Source organism: Pseudomonas sp. GW822-FHT03F08, assembly GCF_058801265.1.
The window spans coordinates 152,287-172,693 of sequence record NZ_JBXANC010000012.1 but is presented as its reverse complement, the minus strand read 5'-3'; the positions used below and the strand labels follow the sequence as shown (position 1 = coordinate 172,693).

Below are 20,407 nucleotides of genomic sequence, written 5' to 3'. Positions count from 1 at the left end.
CTATCAATATGAGAGCAGTGCCATCTTTCTCAATATTTCAAGAAATTTCAGATTTGGCGATGGGCGGACTGGAACTATGTCCAAATGCATAGCTCATACCACCGGTAACGATTCTCGCCGAACATGTACGAGATAACTTACGCAGAGATCAAAACCATGTAACCAAGTTGTCACAGCAACTTGCCTGAATGGATAACAACTCTGGACAACTATCGAAGGACAGGAGATACGCACCATCAATATCCCCTACAAGGCCAAGGCCGCGCCCTTATAAACGTGCTCGCCTGAGCACCCAACCGCCCGATCCACAGGCCTGCGCCTGACATCGAGCGCGCAATACGAGATTGCACAAGAGTCCTCTTGCCAGAGGATCAGCTGCATAACAGGGCACGTCACAACAATAAGGCCTGGTTGCGCACATCTTGAGTGCACTTATTTAGACACTCGAAACTTAGTATGCCTGCACACGGCATTGTGGCGCCTGCAAGTCACACTTTCGAGTGCACTAAGACCGCTGAACACCATTAACTCCGGCCCTTTAACGGCCTGATATATACAGAGGTAATTGCGATGCGCATCAGCATATTTGGTTTGGGTTACGTCGGCGCAGTGTGTGCCGGTTGCCTGTCTGCACGGGGCCATGACGTGGTTGGCGTCGATGTTGCCAAAGACAAGATCGATATGATCAACGCGGGCAAATCCCCCATTGTCGAACCGGGCCTGGGCGAGTTACTGGCGCAAGGGATCGAGACCGGTCGTCTGCGCGGTACGACCAACTTCGCCGAGGCGATTCGTGACACCGATTTGTCGATGATTTGCGTCGGCACGCCGAGCAAGAAGAACGGCGACCTGGAACTGAACTACATCGAAGCGGTGTGCCGCGAGATCGGTTTTGTCCTGCGTGAAAAATCCACCCGCCACACCATCGTCGTGCGCAGCACCGTGCTGCCGGGCACCGTGGCCAACGTGGTGATCCCGATCCTCGAAGACTGCTCCGGCAAAAAGGCCGGCGTTGACTTCGGCGTGGCGGTCAACCCTGAGTTCCTGCGTGAATCCACCGCGATCGCCGACTACGACCTGCCACCGATGACCGTCATCGGCGAGTTCGACAAGGCTTCGGGCGACGTTCTGCAATCGCTCTACGAAGAACTCGACGCCCCGATCATCCGCAAGGACATCGCCGTCGCCGAGATGATCAAGTACACCTGCAACGTCTGGCACGCGACCAAAGTGACCTTCGCCAACGAGATCGGCAACATCGCCAAAGCGGTGGGCGTCGATGGCCGCGAAGTGATGGACGTGGTCTGCCAGGACAAGACCCTCAACCTGTCCCAGTACTACATGCGCCCGGGCTTCGCCTTCGGCGGTTCGTGCCTGCCGAAAGACGTGCGCGCCCTGACCTACCGCGCCGGTTCCCTGGACGTCGAAGCGCCGCTGCTCAACTCGCTGATGCGCAGTAACGAATCGCAAGTGCAGAACGCCTTCGACATCGTTGAAAGCCACGACAAACGCAAAGTCGCCCTGCTCGGCCTGAGCTTCAAGGCCGGCACCGATGACCTGCGCGAAAGCCCGCTGGTGGAACTGGCCGAAATGCTGATCGGCAAGGGTTACGACCTGAGCATCTACGACAGCAACGTCCAGTACGCCCGTGTCCACGGCGCGAACAAGGATTACATCGAGTCAAAGATCCCCCACGTGTCGTCCCTGCTCAATGCGGACTTCGATTCGGTGATCGACAACTCCGACGTGATCATCCTCGGCAACCGCGACGAGAAGTTCCGCGCGCTGGCCCAGCAGGCACCGCACGGCAAGCAGGTCATCGACCTGGTCGGCTTCATGGCCAAAGCCACCGATGCCGGCACCCGCACCGAAGGCATCTGCTGGTAACGCAGCAGCAAGCCTCGAGCTTCAAGCCGCACGCCGTGAATCGGCAGGCGGCTTGAAGCCCCCATCACCTTCGGATGACGGTCATGTCCAAGCTCAAACATTTTTTTCTGCAATCCGCCGGCTGGCTTTTGTTTCTGAGCCTGCTGATGGGCCTGGCCCTGATGCTGCCCACGTCCACGTTCGACTCCGAGTCGAAGGACTTCATTTTCCTGATTGGCGCCGTGGGTATCTGGCGCTACTCGATGGGTGCCACGCACTTTGTGCGCGGCATGATTTTTCTCTACATCGTCTACCCGCACCTGCGCCGCAAGGTTCGCAAGCTGGGTAAGGCGGCGGACCCGTCGCATGTGTTTCTGATGGTCACCAGCTTCCGTATCGACGCGTTGACCACCGCGCAGGTCTACAGCTCGGTGATCCGCGAAGCCATCGACTGCGAACTGCCGACCACAGTGGTCTGCTCCATCGTCGAAATGTCCGATGAGCTGCTGGTCAAGGCGCTGTGGGCGCGAATGAATCCGCCAGAGCGGGTGAAGCTCGACTTCGTGCGCATTCCCGGCACCGGCAAGCGCGACGGCCTGGCTTATGGTTTCCGCGCGATCTCCCGTCACTTGCCGGACGACCGTGCCGTGGTCGCCGTGATCGACGGCGACACCGTGCTCGCCGAAGGTGTGGTACGCAAGACCGTGCCGTGGTTCCAGATGTTCGGCAACGTCGGCGGCCTGACCACCAACGAATTCTGCGAAGTACGCGGCGGCTACATCATGAGCGAGTGGCACAAGCTGCGCTTCGCCCAGCGCCACATCAACATGTGCTCGATGGCCCTGTCCAAGCGCGTGCTGACCATGACCGGCCGGATGTCGGTGTTCCGTGCCTCCGTGGTCACCAACCCGGACTTCATCGCCGACGTCGAAAGCGACTCGCTGCAACACTGGCGTCTGGGCCGTTTCAAGTTTTTGACCGGCGACGACAAGTCGAGCTGGTTCAGCCTGATGCGCCTGGGCTACGACACCTTCTACGTGCCGGATGCCGCGATCAACACCGTTGAGCACCCGCCGGAAAAGAGCTTCATCAAGGCCAGTCGCAAACTGATGTTCCGCTGGTACGGCAACAACCTGCGACAGAACTCCCGGGCGCTGGGCCTGGGTGTGAAACGCCTCGGCGCCTTCACCTCGGTGGTGCTGTTCGACCAGCGCGTATCGATGTGGACCTCGCTGCTCGGCCTGACCGTGGCAATCATCGCCAGCTTCAAATACGGCGGCGCGTTCATCCTCGCGTACCTGCTGTGGATCGGCATCACCCGCCTGATTCTGACGCTGCTGCTGTCGTGCTCCGGCCACCGCATCGGCCCGGCGTACCCGGTGATTCTCTATTACAACCAGATCGTCGGTGCGCTGGTGAAGATCTACGTGTTCTTCCGTCTCGACCAACAATCCTGGACTCGCCAGCCCACTTCCCTGACCCGTGACCTCGCCAGCTTTCAACGTTGGTTCAACACCTGGTCGTCTCGGACCATGACCTTCTCCGCCGGCAGCATTTTCGTCGCCGTGCTGCTGATGATGGTCTGACCCGCCCCTCTTGAATTAACAAGGAAATCGCCCCTATGAATACCGCCGTCAACGCCAACGTAGTGCATGAATCCGAAGCCCAGCGCCAACACGCCCGGGTGAAAATCCCGGCCAAGCTGCGGTTCTTCGGTCCCGACCGGACACCGGTCGAAGCACGGGTCATCGACCTGTCTGCCGGTGGTCTGGCGTTCAATGCCGGTCAATTGCCGCTGACCATTGGCGAGGTGCGCAAGGCACGTCTGCAATTCGTCATCGACAACCTCGGCATTGCCATGGACGTTGAACTGCAAGTGCGCTCATACGACCGCCAGACCGGCCGCGCCGGTTGCCAGTTCCAGAACCTCGAACCGCAGGACATTTCGACCCTGCGCCACCTGATCACTTCGCACCTGGCCGGCGACATCGTCAGCATCGGCGAAGTGCTGGCAACCCTGCAGCGCGACAACTTCACCAAGGCGCGCAAGGTCAAGGACGGCGGCCACGGCATGACCCCGTTCGGGCGCCTGAAAGCCGTGACCTTCAGCGCCGGCATTTTCGCGATCGGCCTCGTGGCAGCGGGTTTCGTCTTCAAATCGGTGTACAGCATGTATTTCGTCAGCCACGCACAGGCCGGTCTGGTCAGCGTGCCGGGCATGAACATCACCATGCCGCGCGACGGCACCGTACAGAGCCTGGTGAAATCCGACGGCGTCGCCGCCAAGGGCGCACCGCTGGCGACGTTCAGCACCAGCATGCTCGACGTGCTCAAGGGACATCTGGACGAAGACCAGTTGCAACCGGCCAAGGTTGAAGAACTGTTCGGCAAGCAAATGACCGGCACCCTCACCTCGCCTTGCGACTGCACCGTGGCTCAGCAACTGGTGGCTGACGGTCAATACGCAAGCAAAGGTGATGTGATCTTCTCGCTGGTACCACGCAACACCCTGGCCACCGTCGATGCACGCTTCTCCTATCGCCAGTTCGGCGACGTGCGCCCGGGCACCCCGGTGAGCTTCCAGATCGCCGGCGAAGACAAGACCCGCACCGGCAAGATCGTCAGCAGCACCAGCCTGAAAAGCGCCGACCTGTCCTCCGACATCCGTGTGCAGATCCAGCCTGACGAGCCGCTGGACAGCAGCTTCGCCGGCCGCCCGGTGGAAGTGAACAGCGACCGTGGTCCGAACCTGAACTGGCTGATCGACAAAGCCATGGCTGCCGGTCTTTAAGTCGAGGACATGCCTATGACGAGCCCTATCAGAATCCCGCCGGCCCCGCTGAGCCTGGCCATGGCCATGGCAATCGCCCTGGCCGGTTGCGCCGGCCTGCCCGACCAGCGTCTGGCCAACGAAGCGCTCAAGCGCGGTGACACCGCGACCGCCGCGCAGAACTACCGTGCACTGGCCGACCTGGGTTACAGCGAAGCTCAGGTCGGGTTGGCCGACATTCAGGTCGACAGCCGTGACCCCGCGCAGATCAAACAGGCTGAGGCGACCTACCGCGCAGCGGCCGATGTTTCGCCGCGCGCCCAGGCCCGTCTCGGTCGCTTGCTGGTGGCCAAGCCCGGCGCCACCGAGGCCGAGCATCAGGAAGCCGAAACCCTGCTGAAGAAAGCCGCCGCCAACGGCGAAGGCAACACGCTGATCCCGCTGGCGATGCTGTACCTGCAATACCCGCACAGCTTCCCGAACATCAACGCCCAGCAGCAGATCGACCAGTGGCGCAAATCCGGCTACCCGGAAGCCGGTCTGGCGCAGGTGTTGCTGTATCGCACCCAGGGTACTTACGACCAGCATCTGGATGAAGTGGAAAAGATCTGCAAGGCCGCGCTCAACACCACCGACATCTGCTACGTCGAACTGGCCACGGTCTATCAGAAACGTGGTGCGCCGGAGCAACAGGCCGAGCTGATCAAACAACTGCAGGCTGCTCACAGCCGTGGCAGCGTCAGCGCCCAGCGCGTGGATTCCGTTGCCCGTGTGCTCGCCGATTCGACCCTGGGCAAGACCGACGAAAAAACCGCGCAGTCGCTGCTCGAGCCGATCGCTCCGGGCTACCCGGCGTCGTGGGTCACCCTTGCGCAATTGCTCTACGACTTCCCGGAACTCGGCGACACCGACCAGATGATGAAGTACCTGGACAACGGCCGCGCCGCTGACCAGCCGCGCGCCGAACTGTTGCTGGGCAAGCTCTACTACGAAGGCAAACAGGTGCCGGCCGATGCGAAAGTCGCCGAGGAACATTTCCAGAAAGCCGTCGGCCGCGAAGTCGCCGCCGACTACTACCTCGGCCAGATCTACCGCCGTGGCTATCTCGGCAAAGTCTATCCGCAGAAGGCTCTCGACCATCTGCTGACTGCTGCGCGCAACGGCCAGAACAGCGCCGACTTCGCCATCGCCCAGCTGTTCTCCCAAGGCAAGGGCACCAAACCCGACCCACTCAACGCCTACGTATTCAGCCAGTTGGCCAAGGCGCAGAACACCCCGCAAGCCGATGAGCTGGCGACCACCCTCGCGGCGCAATTGCCGCCCGAGCGCCTGGCCGAAGCCCAGCGTCTGTTGCAGCAGGAACAAGCCAGCCGAGGCGCCCTGAACCAGAACACGCTGCAACTGCACGCCCTGCAAGAAGAAGACGGCGAGGAAAAATTATGAAGCTGAATCCATTCGTGAAGGCCGGCCTTGGCCTTTCGTTCGCGCTGATCTGGTCTTGCCCGACACTGGCCGCGATCACTGAAACCAAGAACTTCGGCCTCGAAGTGAAAATCACCGGCCAGTCCGAAGACGACCGCGACCTCGGCACTGCCAAGGGTGGCGACGTCAACGGCGTCGGCCTCGACCTGCGCCCGTGGGTCTACGGCGAAAGTGGTGCGTGGAGCGCCTACGCCATGGGTCAGGCGGTCGCCTCGAGCGACATCATCGAAACCGACACCCTGCAGCAGTCCGACGGTGCCGAAAACACCGACAGCGGTGATCGCAAGACCAAGAAGAACTACCTGGCGATGCGCGAGTTCTGGGTCGGCTACAGCGGCTTCACGCCCTACCCCGGCGAGATCCTCAAGTTCGGTCGCCAGCGCCTGCGCAACGACGACGGCCAGTGGCGCGACACCAACATCGAAGCGCTGAACTGGACCTTCGACACCACCCTGCTGCGCGCCAACGCCGGTGTTGCCGAACGCTTCAGCGAATACCGCACCGACCTCAAAGAGCTGGCGCCGAAAGACAAGGACCGCCTGCACGCCTACGCCGACGCTGCCTATCAGTGGACGCCGGGCAACTGGGTCGGCATTCGCGGTCACCACACCCATGATGACGGCAAGCTCGATTACGCCGAACCGGGTGTGCCCCGCGACACCCTCGACAAAACCCAGAACGGCGACATCAGCTGGCTCGGCCTGACCGCCGACAGCGACGCGTACAACTGGCGCAACACCAACACGGTCAACTACTGGGGCAGCATCACCGGCATGAGCGGCGACCGCGACACGGTCAACCCGCTGAACGCCGATGGCAGCCGTCCGGCACAAGCCAAGCGCAGTGAAGACATCAACGGCTGGGCCACCGACATCGGCGTGCGTCTGCGCCTCGATCCGCAGTGGCAGGTCGGTGCGGCGTATGCCCGTGCCAGCGCCGATTACGAACAGAACGGCCTGGAAAGCAACCGCTCGAACTACACCGGTACCCGCTCCCGCGTTCACCGTTTCGGCGAGGCTTTCCGTGGCGAAATGAACAACATGCAGACCGCCACGCTGTTCGGTTCGTGGATGCTCAACGACCAGTACGACGCCAGTCTGATCTACCACAAGTTCTGGCGTGTGGACGGCAACAAACCGGTGGGCAGCAACGGCATCAACGCCGTGGAAAACAACACCGACGACGTCACCGGCGCGATCCTTTCCAGCACCTCCCTGCCACTGGACGATGGCAAGAAAGACCTCGGCCAGGAAATGGATCTGGTGGTCACCAAGTACTTCAAGCAAGGCCTGCTGCCGGCAGCGCTGAGCCAGTCGATCGACGAGCCTGCGGCACTGGTGCGGTTCCGTGGCGGCGTGTTCAAGCCGGGTGATGCCTATGGCAGCCAGGTCGATTCGTACATGCACCGCGCGTTCATCGACGTGATCTGGCGCTTCTGATGCAAACCGCGAAGGGAGTGCCCGACATGAACAACCCAAGGAAAGGCTCGCTCAGCCTGTTGGCCGGCGCCCTGCTGCTGGCCTCGGCTGGGGCCTTCGCCAACGTGGAGCCGGCTGCCCCTCAACAAGGCAAGCCTGTGACCACGGCGAAAGAGCTGCAACAGGCCAAGACCTACACCGTCAGCAGCGCCCCGACCGAAGCGCTGGAACTGGCCAAGCCGAAATTGCCCGACCTCTCCGGTTTCACCGCCGAAGCCGCCGCCGCGAAAATCGTGCGCAGCAAACCGGGCAAGATCAGCGTACGCCGGATGATGCAGGAAGACGCCCTGAAGGACTTCATCGGCGGCGACAACAAGATGGCCGAATGGGTGGTGCGTCAGCACGGCATCCCACAGGCGATCTTCGTCGACGACGGCTACCTGAACCTGAAAGAGCTGGCGCAGAAACTGCCCAAGCAGTATTTCAGCGAAACCTCGCCGGGCGTTTACCTGGCCAAGCTGCCGATCGTGGTCGGCCGCAAAGGCATCCTCGAAATCGATGGCCAGACCCAGGAATTGCGCCTGTCCCAGGAGGCCGGTTCGTTCCTGGTCAACGACGGTCAGTTGTTCGTGCGTGACACCAAAGTCACCGGCTGGCGCGAGAAGGAAAACGGCCCGGCGACGTTCCGTTCGCCGAAGGAATTCCGCCCGTTCCTGCTGGCCTGGGGTGGCACCGAGACCTATATCGTCAACAGCAAGATGGCCAGCTTCGGCTACGCCAACAGTAAGTCCTACGGCGTGAGTATTTCCCAGTACACGCCGAACATGGCCAAGGTGCTCAAGCGTCCCGAGCCGACCGGCTGGATCGTCGGCTCCGAGTTCTCGGACATGTGGTACGGCTTCTACTGCTACGAGACCCGCGACTTCGTGGTCAAGGGCAACACCTACAAGGACAACATCGTCTACGGCATCGACCCCCACGACCGTTCCCACGGTCTGATCATTGCCGAGAACACGGTGTACGGCACGAAGAAGAAGCACGGGATCATCATTTCCCGTGAGGTGAACGACAGCTTCATCTTCAACAACAAGAGTTTCGACAACCACCTCTCGGGCCTGGTGATCGACCGTAACAGCGTCAACAACATCATTGCCTACAACGAGATCTACAAGAACCACACCGACGGCATCACCCTCTACGAGTCCGCTGACAACCTGCTGTGGGGCAACAAGGTCATCAGCAACAAGCGCCACGGCATCCGCATTCGTAACAGCGTGAACATCCGCCTCTACGAAAACGTCGCCATGGCCAACGGCCTGACCGGCGTCTACGGCCACATCAAGGACCTGACCGACACCGACCGTGACATCAAGCTCGACCCGTTCGACGCTCAGGTTTCGCTGATCGTGGTCGGCGGTGAGCTGGCCGCCAACGGCAGCGGCCCGCTGTCGATCGATTCGCCCTTGAGTGTCGAGTTGTATCGCGTGTCGATGCTGGCGCCGACCAAATCCAGCGGCATCAGCTTCAACGGCATCCTTGGCGAGCGCCAGGATGAAATTCTCGACCTGCTGGTGCGCCAGCAGAAAGCCGTGCTGATCGACCCTGTCGAACGCCAGACCGAAATGCGGGACTGAGGACAATTTTATGCACCCACACCTGATCAAGTTACTCAGCCTGTCGGCCCTGACCGTGGGCATTCTGGCGGCCAGCAACGGCGCCCGTGCGGACGAAGTGAAAGCCCCCGAGTTCACCGCCGAACCGTGCTGCAGCCTGTGCCCGGCGGCGCATGACGCGAAGAACTACACCACCCGTTACCAGCAGAACTTCACCACCCTGGTGCAGGCGCAGGGCGACTGGTTGTTCCGGACCCAGGAAGATTTGCGCACCGAGTTCAACACCACCCCGGCCGGCTACAAGCGCCTGCAACAGCTGCACGACGCGTTCAAGGCCAAAGGCGTCGAACTGGTGATTGTCTACCAGCCCACCCGTGGTCTGGTGAACCGCAACAAGCTCAACCCGCAGGAAAAAGCCGCGTTCGATTACGAGAAAGCGCTGGGCAACTACAAGACCATGCTCGGCCGTTTCGCGCAGATGGGTTACGTGGTGCCGGACCTGTCGCCGCTGACCAACGAGTCGCTGCCCGACACCCTGCCCGCTCACGATTTCTACTTCCGTGGCGACCAGCACTGGACGCCTTACGGTGCGCAGCGCACGGCGAAAATCGTCGCCGAGAAGGTCAAGCAGATCCCGGCCTTCGCCGACATTCCCAAGCGTGAATTCGAAACCAAACGCTCCGGGCGCATGGGCAAGACCGGCACCCTGCACAACATGGCCGGGCAACTGTGCGGCACCAGTTACGCGATCCAGTACATGGACCAGTTCACCACCGAGCCTAAAGGCGAAGCCGGTGACGGCGATCTGTTCGGCGATTCCGGCAACCCGCAGATCACCCTGGTCGGCACCTCTCACAGCGGCAAGAACTACAACTTCGCCGGGTTCCTCGAAGAAGCCATCGGCGCCGACATTCTCAACGTCGCGTTCCCCGGCGGTGGTCTGGAAGGTTCGATGTTGCAGTACCTGGGCAGCGACGAATTCCAGAAGACGCCGCCGAAGATTCTCATCTGGGAGTTCTCGCCGCTGTACCGCCTCGACCAGGAAACCATCTATCGCCAGATGATGTCCCTGCTCGACAACGGCTGCGAAGGCAAAGACGCACAAATGTCCACCAGCACCACGCTCAAACCCGGCGGCAAACAGGAACTGCTGGTCAACAGCAAGAACCTGAACCTGCAGAACAGCAGCCATCAGGTCGACATCCGCTTCGCCGACCCCTCGGTGAAAACCCTGCAAGCCACCCTCTGGTACATGAACGGTCGCCACGAGGACATCAAGATCGAGAAACCGGAAACCTCCGACACCGACGGTCGTTTCGCCTTTGAGTTGCGCACGGACGAAGACTGGGCATCGCAGAATCTGCTGGCCGTCGAAGTCCAGGGCCCGGAAGCGGGCACCGCGCCACAGAAAGTCGAAGCGAAAATCTGCAAACGCAACGTATTCCCGGGCGCTGGGCAACAAACGGCTCAGGTCGGGCAATGAGGTCTGCTATGCGAAATCCGAAACTGAAAACTCTTTTAGCGCCGACGCTGCTCGGGCTGGCGATCTTCGCTGGCACCGCGCAGGCCGCTGCACCACTGCGTCCGCCACAGGGCTATTTCGCGCCTGTGGATAAATTCAAGACCGGCGACAAGAGCGAAGGCTGCGATGCGATGCCGGCACCGTACACCGGGCCGCTGCAATTTCGCAGCAAGTACGAAGGCTCGGACAAGGCCCGCGCGACGCTGAACGTGCAGTCGGAAAAAGCCTTTCGCGATACCACCAAAGACATCACCACCCTGGAACGCGGCACTGCCAAACGGGTGATGCAGTTCATGCGCGACGGTCGTCCGGAGCAGCTCGATTGCACGCTCAACTGGCTCACCGCGTGGGCCAAGGCAGACGCGTTGATGTCCAAGGACTTCAACCACACCGGCAAGTCGATGCGCAAATGGGCGCTGGGCAGCATGGCCTCTTCGTACATTCGCCTGAAGTTCTCCGACTCCCATCCGCTGGCCCAGCACCAGCAGGAAGCCCAACTGATCGAAGCCTGGTTCAGCAAGATGGCCGATCAGGTGGTCAGCGACTGGGACAACCTGCCGCTGGAAAAAACCAACAACCACTCGTACTGGGCCGCCTGGTCGGTGATGGCGACGTCCATCGCCACCAACCGCCGCGACCTGTTCGATTGGGCGGTCAAGGAATACAAGGTCGGTGCCAATCAGATCGACGCCGACGGCTACCTGCCGAACGAACTCAAGCGCCAGCAACGCGCCCTCGCCTATCACAACTACGCCCTGCCGCCGCTGGCGATGATCGCCAGTTTTGCGCAGGTCAACGGTGTCGACTTGCGTCAGGAAAACAACGGCGCGCTGAAACGCCTGGGTGATCGGGTGCTGGCCGGGGTGAAAGATCCCGAGGACTTCGAGAAGAAGAATGGCAAGGAACAGGACATGACCGATCTGAAAGAGGACATGAAATTCGCCTGGCTTGAGCCGTTTTGCACGCTCTACACCTGTTCGCCGGATGTGCTGGAGAAGAAGCACGGCATGCAGCCGTTCAAGACCTTCCGCCTCGGCGGCGACCTGACCAAGGTCTACGACCCGTCCCACGAGAAAGGCAACAAGGGCAGTTAGTCGCTGATCGTTTCACCCCTCCAATTCCACGGGGGGGTTGGGGGGGCTTTGGCCCTTGACTGTTGGTTCAAACATGGAGAGATCGGGATGGTATTTTCATCCAACGTGTTCCTGTTTCTGTTCTTGCCGATCTTTCTCGGCTTGTACTACCTGAGCGGGCAACGCTATCGCAACCTGCTGCTGCTGATCGCCAGCTACGTGTTCTACGCGTGGTGGCGGGTGGACTTCCTGGCGCTGTTCGCTGGCGTCACCCTGTGGAACTACTGGATCGGCCTGAAAGTCGGCGCCGCCGGTGTGCGGACCCAACCGGCCCAGCGCTGGCTGTTGCTCGGCGTGGCGGTGGATCTGTGCATCCTCGGCTACTTCAAGTACGCCAACTTCGGCGTCGACAGCATCAACGCGATGATGACGTCGGTCGGTCTTGAGCCGTTCATCCTGACCCACGTACTGCTGCCGATCGGTATCTCGTTCTACATCTTCGAGTCGATCAGCTACATCATCGACGTCTACCGCGGCGACACCCCGGCCACCCGCAACCTGATCGACTTCGCGGCGTTCGTAGCGATCTTCCCGCACCTGATCGCCGGTCCGGTTCTGCGCTTCCGCGACCTGGCCGACCAGTTCAACAACCGCACCCACACCCTCGACAAGTTCTCCGAGGGCTGTACGCGGTTCATGCAGGGTTTCATCAAGAAAGTCTTCATCGCCGACACCCTCGCTGTTGTGGCCGACCATTGCTTCGCCCTGCAAAACCCGACCACGGGCGATGCCTGGCTCGGCGCGCTGGCTTACACCGCGCAGCTGTATTTCGACTTCTCCGGTTACAGCGACATGGCCATCGGCCTGGGCCTGATGATGGGTTTCCGTTTCATGGAAAACTTCAAGCAGCCTTACATCAGCCAGTCGATCACCGAGTTCTGGCGCCGCTGGCACATCAGCCTGTCGACCTGGTTGCGTGACTACCTCTACATCACCCTCGGCGGCAACCGCAAAGGCACGCTGATGACCTATCGCAACCTGTTCCTGACCATGCTGCTCGGTGGTCTGTGGCACGGCGCGAACATCACCTACATCGTCTGGGGTGCGTGGCACGGCATGTGGCTGGCGATCGAGAAAATGCTCGGCCTCAACACCTCGCCGCGCAGCCTCAATCCGATCCGCTGGGCGCTGACCTTCCTGCTGGTGGTCATGGGCTGGGTGATCTTCCGCGCCGAGAACCTGCACGTTGCCGGTCGCATGTACGGTGCGATGTTCAGCTTCGGCGACTGGTCGCTGTCGGAACTCAACCAGGCCAGCCTCACCGGTCTGCAAGTCGCGACTCTGGTGGTGGCTTACATGACCCTGGCGTTCTTCGGCCTGCGTGATCTGTACACCAATCAACCTCCGGCCAAGACCAAACCTGTGGTGAACGTCGAAAGCGACGGCCCTGCCGGCGCACAACCAGGCCTGATCAAGGCTGCTCCGGGAGAAAACCCGGCCAGCATCCACGAACCTGGCTACACCGTCGGCGTCGACGCCCAGGTGCAACCGGCGTACTGGACGGCGGACTGGTCGCGCTACGTGATGCGCGGGCTGATCCTGCTGCTGTTCATCGCCTCGATTCTCAAACTCTCGGCGCAAAGCTTCTCGCCGTTCCTTTACTTCCAGTTCTGAGGGATCTGACATGACCCGCTCATTACGCATCTTCTACATCGCGCTGTTTCTGGTGACCCTGCTGGTGCTCGGTCTGTGGTCGGTGCGCAGCTTCTTCGGCTTCAGCACCAATGCCGACGCGACGGTGCTCAACGGCCGCTGGACCAAAGCCGTGGAAACCCACTACGACGATGAATTTCCGATCAAGCGTCTAGGCACCAACCTCTGGGCCGCGCTGGATTTCAAACTGTTCAACGAAGGTCGTCCGGGCGTGGTGCTCGGCCGCGATCAGTGGTTGTACAGCGATGAGGAATTCAACCCGATCGTCAACGAAGAGCTGAACCTGCAAGGCAACTACGCGCTGGTCGAAGGCGTGCGCCAGACCCTGAAGGAGAAAGGCGTGAAACTGGTGATGGCGATCGTGCCGGCCAAGGTTCGCCTGTACCCGGAACACCTGGGTGAAGTGAAACCGGCGAGCATTCACGCCAACCTCTATCAGGACTTCCACGCCCGTGTCGCGGCGGACAAGATCCTCGCCCCGGACCTGCTCGGCCCGCTGCAAAAGGCCAAGCAGGACGGTCAGCAAGTGTTCCTGCGCACTGACACCCACTGGACCCCGGAAGGCGCGGAAATCGCCGCCAACACCCTGGCCAAGACCATCGCCGACAAGTTCCCGCTCAGCGGCGAGCCGCAGCGTTTCGTCACCACACCTGCCGAGAAGGTCACGCACAAGGGCGACCTGCGTCTGTTCCTGCCGCTGGATCCGCTGTTCGAAAACCTGATGCCGGCGCAAGAGCCGCTGCAAAAGCGCAACACCGTGGCCGCCGCCGAGCAGCCTGCCGGTGACGACGCGCTGTTCGCCAACAGCGAAGTGCCGGTCGCGCTGATCGGCACCAGCTACAGCGCCAACCCCAACTGGAACTTCGTCGGTGCGCTCAAGCAAGCGCTGCACAGCGACGTCGTCAACTACGCCGAGGACGGCCACGGCCCGATCCTGCCGATGCTCAGCTACCTGAAAAGCGATGACTTCAAGAACAGCCCGCCACAGGTGCTGATCTGGGAGTTTCCCGAACGATATCTGCCTGTGAACAACGAAATCGGCGACGCCGACCCGCAGTGGGTCGCAGAGCTCAAACAAGCCGGCGCGCGCCAACAAAACGTAGCAATCAACACTAAATCCGAGACGCCCGATCGGGCGCAAAACTGAAAGAGAGGTACACCATGACTTTCACTACTACTCCTCGTCGTCTCGCAAAACGCTTCGCACTGGTCGCTGGCCTCAGCGTGCTGTCGGTCCAGGCCTTCGCCGGTGGCGACGCTGCACTGTACGGCCCGACCGCACCGAAAGGCTCGACCTTCGTGCGCGTCTACAACGCCAGCAACGCTGAAGTCAGCGCCACTGTCGGCAGCACTAATCTGAGCGACGTCGCGCCACTGGCCAGCAGCGACTTCAGCTTCATGCCGGGCGGCGACTACAGCGCCAAGGTCGGCAGCCAGACCCTGCCGGTGAAACTCGCCGGTGATCACTACTACACCCTGGTCAACAACGCGTCCGGCGCGCCGCAACTGATCGAAGAACCGCCGTTCAAGAACAAGCAGAAATCCCTGGTGCGCGTGCAGAACCTCAGCGACAAGCCGCTGACCCTGAAGACCGCCGACGGCAAGACCGACGTGGTGCCGAACGTGGCCGCCAAGGGCCGTGGCGAGCGTGAAATCAACCCGGTGAAAGTCAGCCTCGCGCTGTACGAGGGCGACAAGAAAGTCGGCGACGTGAAACCGGTCGCCCTGGAACGCGGTGAAGCCGCAGTGCTGTACGTCACCGGCAACGGCAGCAACCTGTCGCCAGTCTGGGTGAAACGCCCGGTATCGACCCGCTAAGCACATGAAACCGGGCAGCCGTCGCTGCCCGGTACGGAATAACAACAAGAGTGAAACGACACAACGTTCGTGGCTCTGACCCAATCGATTTTATGGAGTAAACAATATGATTCCGGTGATCTTGTCAGGTGGTAGCGGCTCACGTCTTTGGCCGCTTTCGCGCAAGCAGTTTCCCAAGCAGTTCCTCGCCCTGACCGGCGAACACACGCTGTTCCAGCAAACCCTCGAGCGTCTGGTGTTCGAAGGCATGGACACCCCGATCGTGGTCTGCAACAAGGATCACCGTTTTATCGTCAACGAGCAGTTGGCCAATCGCAAGCTGGAATGCCAGCGCATCCTGATGGAACCGTTCGGCCGCAACACCGCGCCGGCCGTGGCGCTGACCGCGATGATGCTGGTCAATGAAGGTCGCGACGAACTGATGCTGGTGCTGCCGGCCGACCACGTCCTCGAAGACCAGAAAGCCCTGCAACGCGCGCTGGCCCTGGCCACCGTCGCCGCCGAAAACGGCGAAATGGTTTTGTTCGGCGTACCGGCCACCAAACCGGAAACCGGTTACGGCTACATCAAGTCCACCGGCGATTCACTGCTGCCCGAGGGCGTGAGCCGTGTCTCGCACTTCGTGGAAAAACCCGACGTCAAACGCGCGACCGAGTACGTCGAGTCCGGCGGTTACTACTGGAACAGCGGCATGTTCCTGTTCCGTGCCAGCCGCTTCCTCGAAGAGCTGAAAAAGCACGATCCGGACATCTACGACACTTGCCTGCTGACCCTCGAGCGCAGCCAGCAGGACGCCGACACCATCACCTTCGACGAAGCCACCTTCGCCTGCTGCCCGGACAACTCCATCGACTATTCCGTGATGGAAAAGACCCAGCGCGCCTGCGTGGTGCCGCTGACCGCCGGCTGGAGCGATGTCGGTTGCTGGTCGTCGCTGTGGGAAGTCAACGAGAAGGACGCCAACGGCAACGTCAGCAAGGGCGATGTGGTGATCCAGGACAGCAAGAACTGCATGATCCACGGCAACGGAAAACTGGTGTCGGTGATCGGTCTGGAAAACATCGTGGTGGTCGAAACCAAGGACGCCATGATGATCGCCCACAAGGACAAGGTTCAGGGCGTCAAGCAGATGGTCAACACCCTCAACGAGCAGGGCCGCAGCGAAACCCAGAACCACTGCGAGGTCTACCGTCCGTGGGGCTCCTACGACTCGGTGGACATGGGCGGGCGCTTCCAGGTCAAGCACATCTCGGTCAAACCGGGCGCATGCCTGTCGCTGCAGATGCACCACCACCGCGCCGAACACTGGATCGTGGTCAGCGGTACCGCCGAAGTGACCTGCGACGAGAACGTGTTCCTGCTCTGCGAAAACCAGTCGACCTACATCCCGATCGCCTCGGTCCATCGCCTGCGCAACCCGGGCAAGATCCCGCTGGAAATCATCGAAGTGCAGTCGGGTTCGTACCTGGGCGAAGACGATATCGAGCGCTTCGAAGATATCTACGGTCGCTCCACCCCGATCGAACGCGGCGTGTCGGTGAAAACCATCGCGCAGTGATCGCTCTGTAATTAAAAGCCCCCGCCCGGCCCGCTGCGTCCCCTATCCGCAGTGGGTTGGGCGGGGGCTTTTTTTAACCGGTCTTTCGCCCGTTGCTCGGTATGACCGCCCGGCTCATGGTTTTCCTGACGCGCGTCTGTGGATAAACCGAAACCGTTGCATTGGTTTTCTTGAAAAAACCGGTGCTGCCCGGGCTGTAACGCTCGATCCCGCTGGCGCCCTGAATGGTCTGGTAATGGATGTTCCAGTGTTGCTGCTTGCGGTCGTATTTCATGAAGGCGAAACCGGTCGTGAGGTTTTCCTGACGACCCTGATCGTCGGGTGCATAGCCGTAATCCTGATACTCCATGGCAGCGGCCTGGCCCATCCCGTTGCCTTCGGAAAGGTCGTTGTATTGCGCATTTTCCTTTCCGCCCTCCACATGCCGGACACGAAGCACGTTGTCGTTCAGTTGATCCACCGTCAGTGAGCAACCACTGAAACCGGGGGTAAATACATGGTCCGGTTGCGTTCCCGACGGATGCAGCGGGATATCGACATAGCCACCCTGAGGCGCCCAGAACCCCGAGACTGCATTGTGCTTGTCGGGCATCTCGCCCTTGCCGATATCGACAATTCTCAATGCATTGAACTCGCCTTTGCTGGTGCCCGAATAAGCGATTCGGTCCAGGCTGAAGATCAACTCGCCCTTGCCGTCCTTACGCGTCAATTGAGCCACCGTGCCGCTTGAATAGCGGCCAGGCGCCGGATCAAGAAACTGAGTACTGATCTCGATCTTGCCGAGTTCGCCAACCTCCAGCGCCTTCTGGATATTGCCGGGCTTGCCTGTCGCGGGAACGCTGCGCAGCGGATTGCCCCGGTCGACTTGCACAGCGCCAGCAATCTCACGAGCGGTCCCCGTGGCGATCACTGGTTGCCATAAACCGTTGGCCAGTTTCTTGCGGGTAACCGCTCCCTCGTCGTCGATGAAGGTAAGCGGGTTGTTGTGAACCATTCGAAAGAGATTCACCCCGTCGGCATACTCCGCAGGATCGGCACTGGCCCAGCGCAGCAACCACGAGATGTAATAACGCAGCCCGAAGTAGTCGAGCCCGGTGGCATCGCGCTCCTTGCCCGAATAACGGACGAATTTGTAGCTGAATTCGCCGTCCTGCCAGGCGCTGGTACCGAAAGGGTGAAACGTTTCGCGGCTGATCACCGCACCGTCATCGGCGGTTTCCAGGCTGACTGACCCCAGGTGATCGACATGTTGGTATCGATACCGATTGTTGATTCCCGAAGGCGGCGGGTTTTCCCAATGCTGTACTTGAGCGTTGTCGGCAATGATGACCTGCAACCGTTCGCCGGTACCGTTGTCAGTCCGCAATTCCAGTCCAGGCAAATAGCGCACATCGGCAATCAGGGTGCGGGCGTTGGTTCGTAATGAGCGGATCTTGCGTACTCGCTGACCGCCAGACTCGTAGAGATAGACCTCTTGGTCGTTGAGCCCGGAGGCGCGTTGCACCGGGCTGACTGATTGCAGTTGGTTGCGCAGGTTCCAGCTCAGCAGCCGCCCCGGTTCCAGCTGCAACAGGTTACCTCTGCGGTCGTATGCGGCTTCGATTTGAGCGTCGTCGGGAGGTGTGTCGTCATAAGGCAGAGCGCGGTTGCTGTAACTCGCCGGTTTCAGTTTTCGCCCATGACTTTGTGCGCCGACATGAGTCAGCCTGCGCAGGTTGCCACCGGGATCATATTCGTAAGTCTGCTGATAGTTGCTGACCGCCATCGGATCGATGCGCCCCATCGATTGTGGGCTCTGATTGACAGTGCCGGCTTCCCAGCCGGACGCCATGATCAACTGGTAAAGGCTGTCGTAGACAAAGCGGCTGACCGGCTCGATGCGCGTGTTGGCGAAGTAACGGATCGGCAATGCCTTGTCTTCGATACTCAGCACATTGCCCATCCTGTCGTATTCATAACTCAGGTGTTGCAGCACTCCACCGTGATTGTCTTTGTCCAGACGGACCATCAGGCGACCGTCTTCGGGCCGATATGCGCGGGTAATTTGCACACCGTTGCCGGCGGTTTCCTGCTCGATACTGCCGTAAGCGTTGTAGTGAATATCGCTGATCAGGATCTGTTCAGGCTCACCCCTCAACTGCAATCGGTGCTCGTGCAAGCGGCCATCGACGGTCAGCGCAAATGTATGCCGGTTGTTTCGGGCATCCGTCTGTTCCAGCACATCGCCCAGCGCACCATGGCGCCACCGCGATGTTGCACCGACGCCGGGTTCCAACAGCCGCTGACGATCCGCCTCCCGCTCCGGCCAGTCGGGTGTCAGCGGGTCCAGCGTGAAGTGGCGGGTGTCTTCGGTGCAGGGGCCGCTGATTGCAAACGCGTTGAACAGCACGCTGCCCGCCGGATGGTCATGACGAATCAGCTGACCGTACTGGTTACGCGACTGATCCCCGCTGCCTGGATGACCGTAGGTCAGGCGCTCGACACAACGCCGTGGCTCACCTGTTCCTTCTTCGAATATCGCGACGGGGCGCAGCAAATTGTCGTGCTTGATCTCGCGCTGCGTCTGACGGCTGTCCCAACTGAACACCGTTTGCGTGGCGAGCCCCATCATTCTGGTTTCCGTACCGGCATCAACGCTGTCCGAACGTATGACCGTGGCGTCCAAAGCAAACACCTGCGTCAGGTTGGCCGGCGCCAGCGGGTCGCCGACTTGTGACAGCCAAAGCCGCGGATCCCACTGTTTCACCGCATTCCCTGCCGGATCGTGAAGCGTGCGGTTGATCCGGGACTCGACGGGGGCGCCCTCGACGGTTCGACAATAGTCGACCGTGCGAACCGGCAAGCCGCGCGGCTCGAACACAGACATCCTTGGCGTATTGATGTGCAAGCTCATGAAGCGCGCTCCCCGCGCGACCGACATTCGTTATAACTCTGGCATCTGAGCAAGCTCAGCGCTGTTTCGGCTACTGTCAGAAATTACAGTCCCGACCAACGGCGCCTTCGCTCAATCCGTGAATGTCCATTCCCGCGCCCCTTCGGTAGGATGGTCATCACGAGTTCAAGGAGCGTTCGAACATGTTCATCGGCGTCTTGCTGGTCATCACCTGGCTGATCCTGCTGTTGCGCTACCCGGCCAAGGCCTTGCCGGTGTCCATGGCCGCCGCTGTCGGGCTCGGGCTGGTGGCGATGTGGGTGGTGTGGTTGGACAACCGCGAGATCAAGCAACTGGCGCGGCTTGAGTTGCGTATCACCTATGCACCTGAGCAGTGCCCGGCGGATCGCCCGTTGCAATTGAAGATGAACAACGGCAACGACGTGCCTTTGACCGAACTGCGCTGGCGCATTGCGGCGTACGCGCCGGGCGACACCGTGAATCTGGCCGACAATCAATACGCCGCCCCACGCTATCGCGGCCCCGGCGAACTGCAGGCCGGCGGCAACTGGGAAGACTGCTTGCCGATGCCACCGCTACGTCCCGGTTATCGCCCGCAAACCCTGGAGTTTCGCGCCGAGCGATTGCAGGGTAGTTTCTCCGACTGATCACCTCTCCCACCCTTTTGCACAAGGAATGCGC

The 20,407-nt window shown here is 60.8% G+C and carries 14 protein-coding genes; 13 read left to right on the top strand and 1 reads right to left on the bottom strand.

The features are described from left to right. Nucleotides 1-570 precede the first annotated feature (570 nt). From AC1RME_RS26415 to AC1RME_RS26360, 12 genes are all read left to right on the top strand, one after another. The gene (locus AC1RME_RS26415; RefSeq protein WP_096819160.1) at nucleotides 571-1,887 is read left to right on the top strand and encodes a nucleotide sugar dehydrogenase; all 1,317 of its coding nucleotides are present in this window, start codon (nucleotides 571-573) and stop codon (nucleotides 1,885-1,887) included. An 83-nt stretch (nucleotides 1,888-1,970) separates the two neighbouring features. Beyond that, nucleotides 1,971-3,452, top strand: coding sequence for a mannuronan synthase (gene alg8 / locus AC1RME_RS26410; protein WP_176504818.1), 1,482 nt, complete (start codon nucleotides 1,971-1,973; stop codon nucleotides 3,450-3,452). Between the two features lie 35 nt (nucleotides 3,453-3,487). Further along, nucleotides 3,488-4,657 (top strand): alginate biosynthesis protein Alg44, encoded by a 1,170-nt coding sequence (locus tag AC1RME_RS26405; protein ID WP_096819156.1) that lies wholly within the window; start codon nucleotides 3,488-3,490, stop codon nucleotides 4,655-4,657. Nucleotides 4,658-4,666: 9 nt separating this feature from the next. After that, nucleotides 4,667-6,079, top strand: coding sequence for an alginate biosynthesis TPR repeat lipoprotein AlgK (gene algK, locus AC1RME_RS26400; protein ID WP_096819154.1), 1,413 nt, complete (start codon nucleotides 4,667-4,669; stop codon nucleotides 6,077-6,079). Beyond that, the gene (locus AC1RME_RS26395; RefSeq protein WP_096819152.1) at nucleotides 6,076-7,557 is read left to right on the top strand and encodes an alginate export family protein; all 1,482 of its coding nucleotides are present in this window, start codon (nucleotides 6,076-6,078) and stop codon (nucleotides 7,555-7,557) included. Before algK ends, AC1RME_RS26395 begins: the two co-directional genes overlap by 4 nt. A gap of 26 nt (nucleotides 7,558-7,583) precedes the next feature. Continuing rightward, on the top strand, nucleotides 7,584-9,170 hold the full coding sequence (algG, locus tag AC1RME_RS26390; protein ID WP_096819150.1) for a mannuronan 5-epimerase AlgG: 1,587 nt from the start codon (nucleotides 7,584-7,586) through the stop codon (nucleotides 9,168-9,170). Nucleotides 9,171-9,180: 10 nt separating this feature from the next. Continuing rightward, nucleotides 9,181-10,632, top strand: coding sequence for an alginate O-acetyltransferase (locus tag AC1RME_RS26385; protein ID WP_096819149.1), 1,452 nt, complete (start codon nucleotides 9,181-9,183; stop codon nucleotides 10,630-10,632). An 8-nt stretch (nucleotides 10,633-10,640) separates the two neighbouring features. Further along, complete coding sequence (locus tag AC1RME_RS26380) at nucleotides 10,641-11,765, top strand: mannuronate-specific alginate lyase (protein ID WP_096819147.1); 1,125 nt, start codon at nucleotides 10,641-10,643, stop codon at nucleotides 11,763-11,765. 87 nt (nucleotides 11,766-11,852) lie between these two features. Then, nucleotides 11,853-13,418: an MBOAT family O-acyltransferase gene (locus tag AC1RME_RS26375; protein WP_096819145.1), complete on the top strand. Its 1,566-nt coding sequence runs from the start codon at nucleotides 11,853-11,855 to the stop codon at nucleotides 13,416-13,418. A gap of 10 nt (nucleotides 13,419-13,428) precedes the next feature. After that, nucleotides 13,429-14,604 (top strand): alginate O-acetyltransferase, encoded by a 1,176-nt coding sequence (locus AC1RME_RS26370; protein ID WP_096819143.1) that lies wholly within the window; start codon nucleotides 13,429-13,431, stop codon nucleotides 14,602-14,604. A 14-nt stretch (nucleotides 14,605-14,618) separates the two neighbouring features. Beyond that, complete coding sequence (locus AC1RME_RS26365) at nucleotides 14,619-15,275, top strand: alginate O-acetyltransferase AlgF (RefSeq protein ID WP_085608134.1); 657 nt, start codon at nucleotides 14,619-14,621, stop codon at nucleotides 15,273-15,275. A gap of 106 nt (nucleotides 15,276-15,381) precedes the next feature. Continuing rightward, nucleotides 15,382-16,833, top strand: a complete 1,452-nt coding sequence (locus AC1RME_RS26360) for a mannose-1-phosphate guanylyltransferase/mannose-6-phosphate isomerase (protein ID WP_096819141.1) — start codon at nucleotides 15,382-15,384, stop codon at nucleotides 16,831-16,833. Between the two features lie 73 nt (nucleotides 16,834-16,906). Here the strand turns inward: AC1RME_RS26360 and AC1RME_RS26355 are convergent, their stop codons facing one another. Next, on the bottom strand, nucleotides 16,907-19,726 hold the full coding sequence (locus tag AC1RME_RS26355; protein WP_255261903.1) for an RHS repeat-associated core domain-containing protein: 2,820 nt from the start codon (nucleotides 19,724-19,726) through the stop codon (nucleotides 16,907-16,909). Nucleotides 19,727-19,908: 182 nt separating this feature from the next. Here AC1RME_RS26355 and AC1RME_RS26350 point away from each other — a divergent pair, with 182 nt between their 5' ends. Further along, nucleotides 19,909-20,373 (top strand): multidrug transporter, encoded by a 465-nt coding sequence (locus AC1RME_RS26350; RefSeq protein ID WP_096819139.1) that lies wholly within the window; start codon nucleotides 19,909-19,911, stop codon nucleotides 20,371-20,373. The last annotated feature ends 34 nt before the right edge of the window (nucleotides 20,374-20,407 follow it).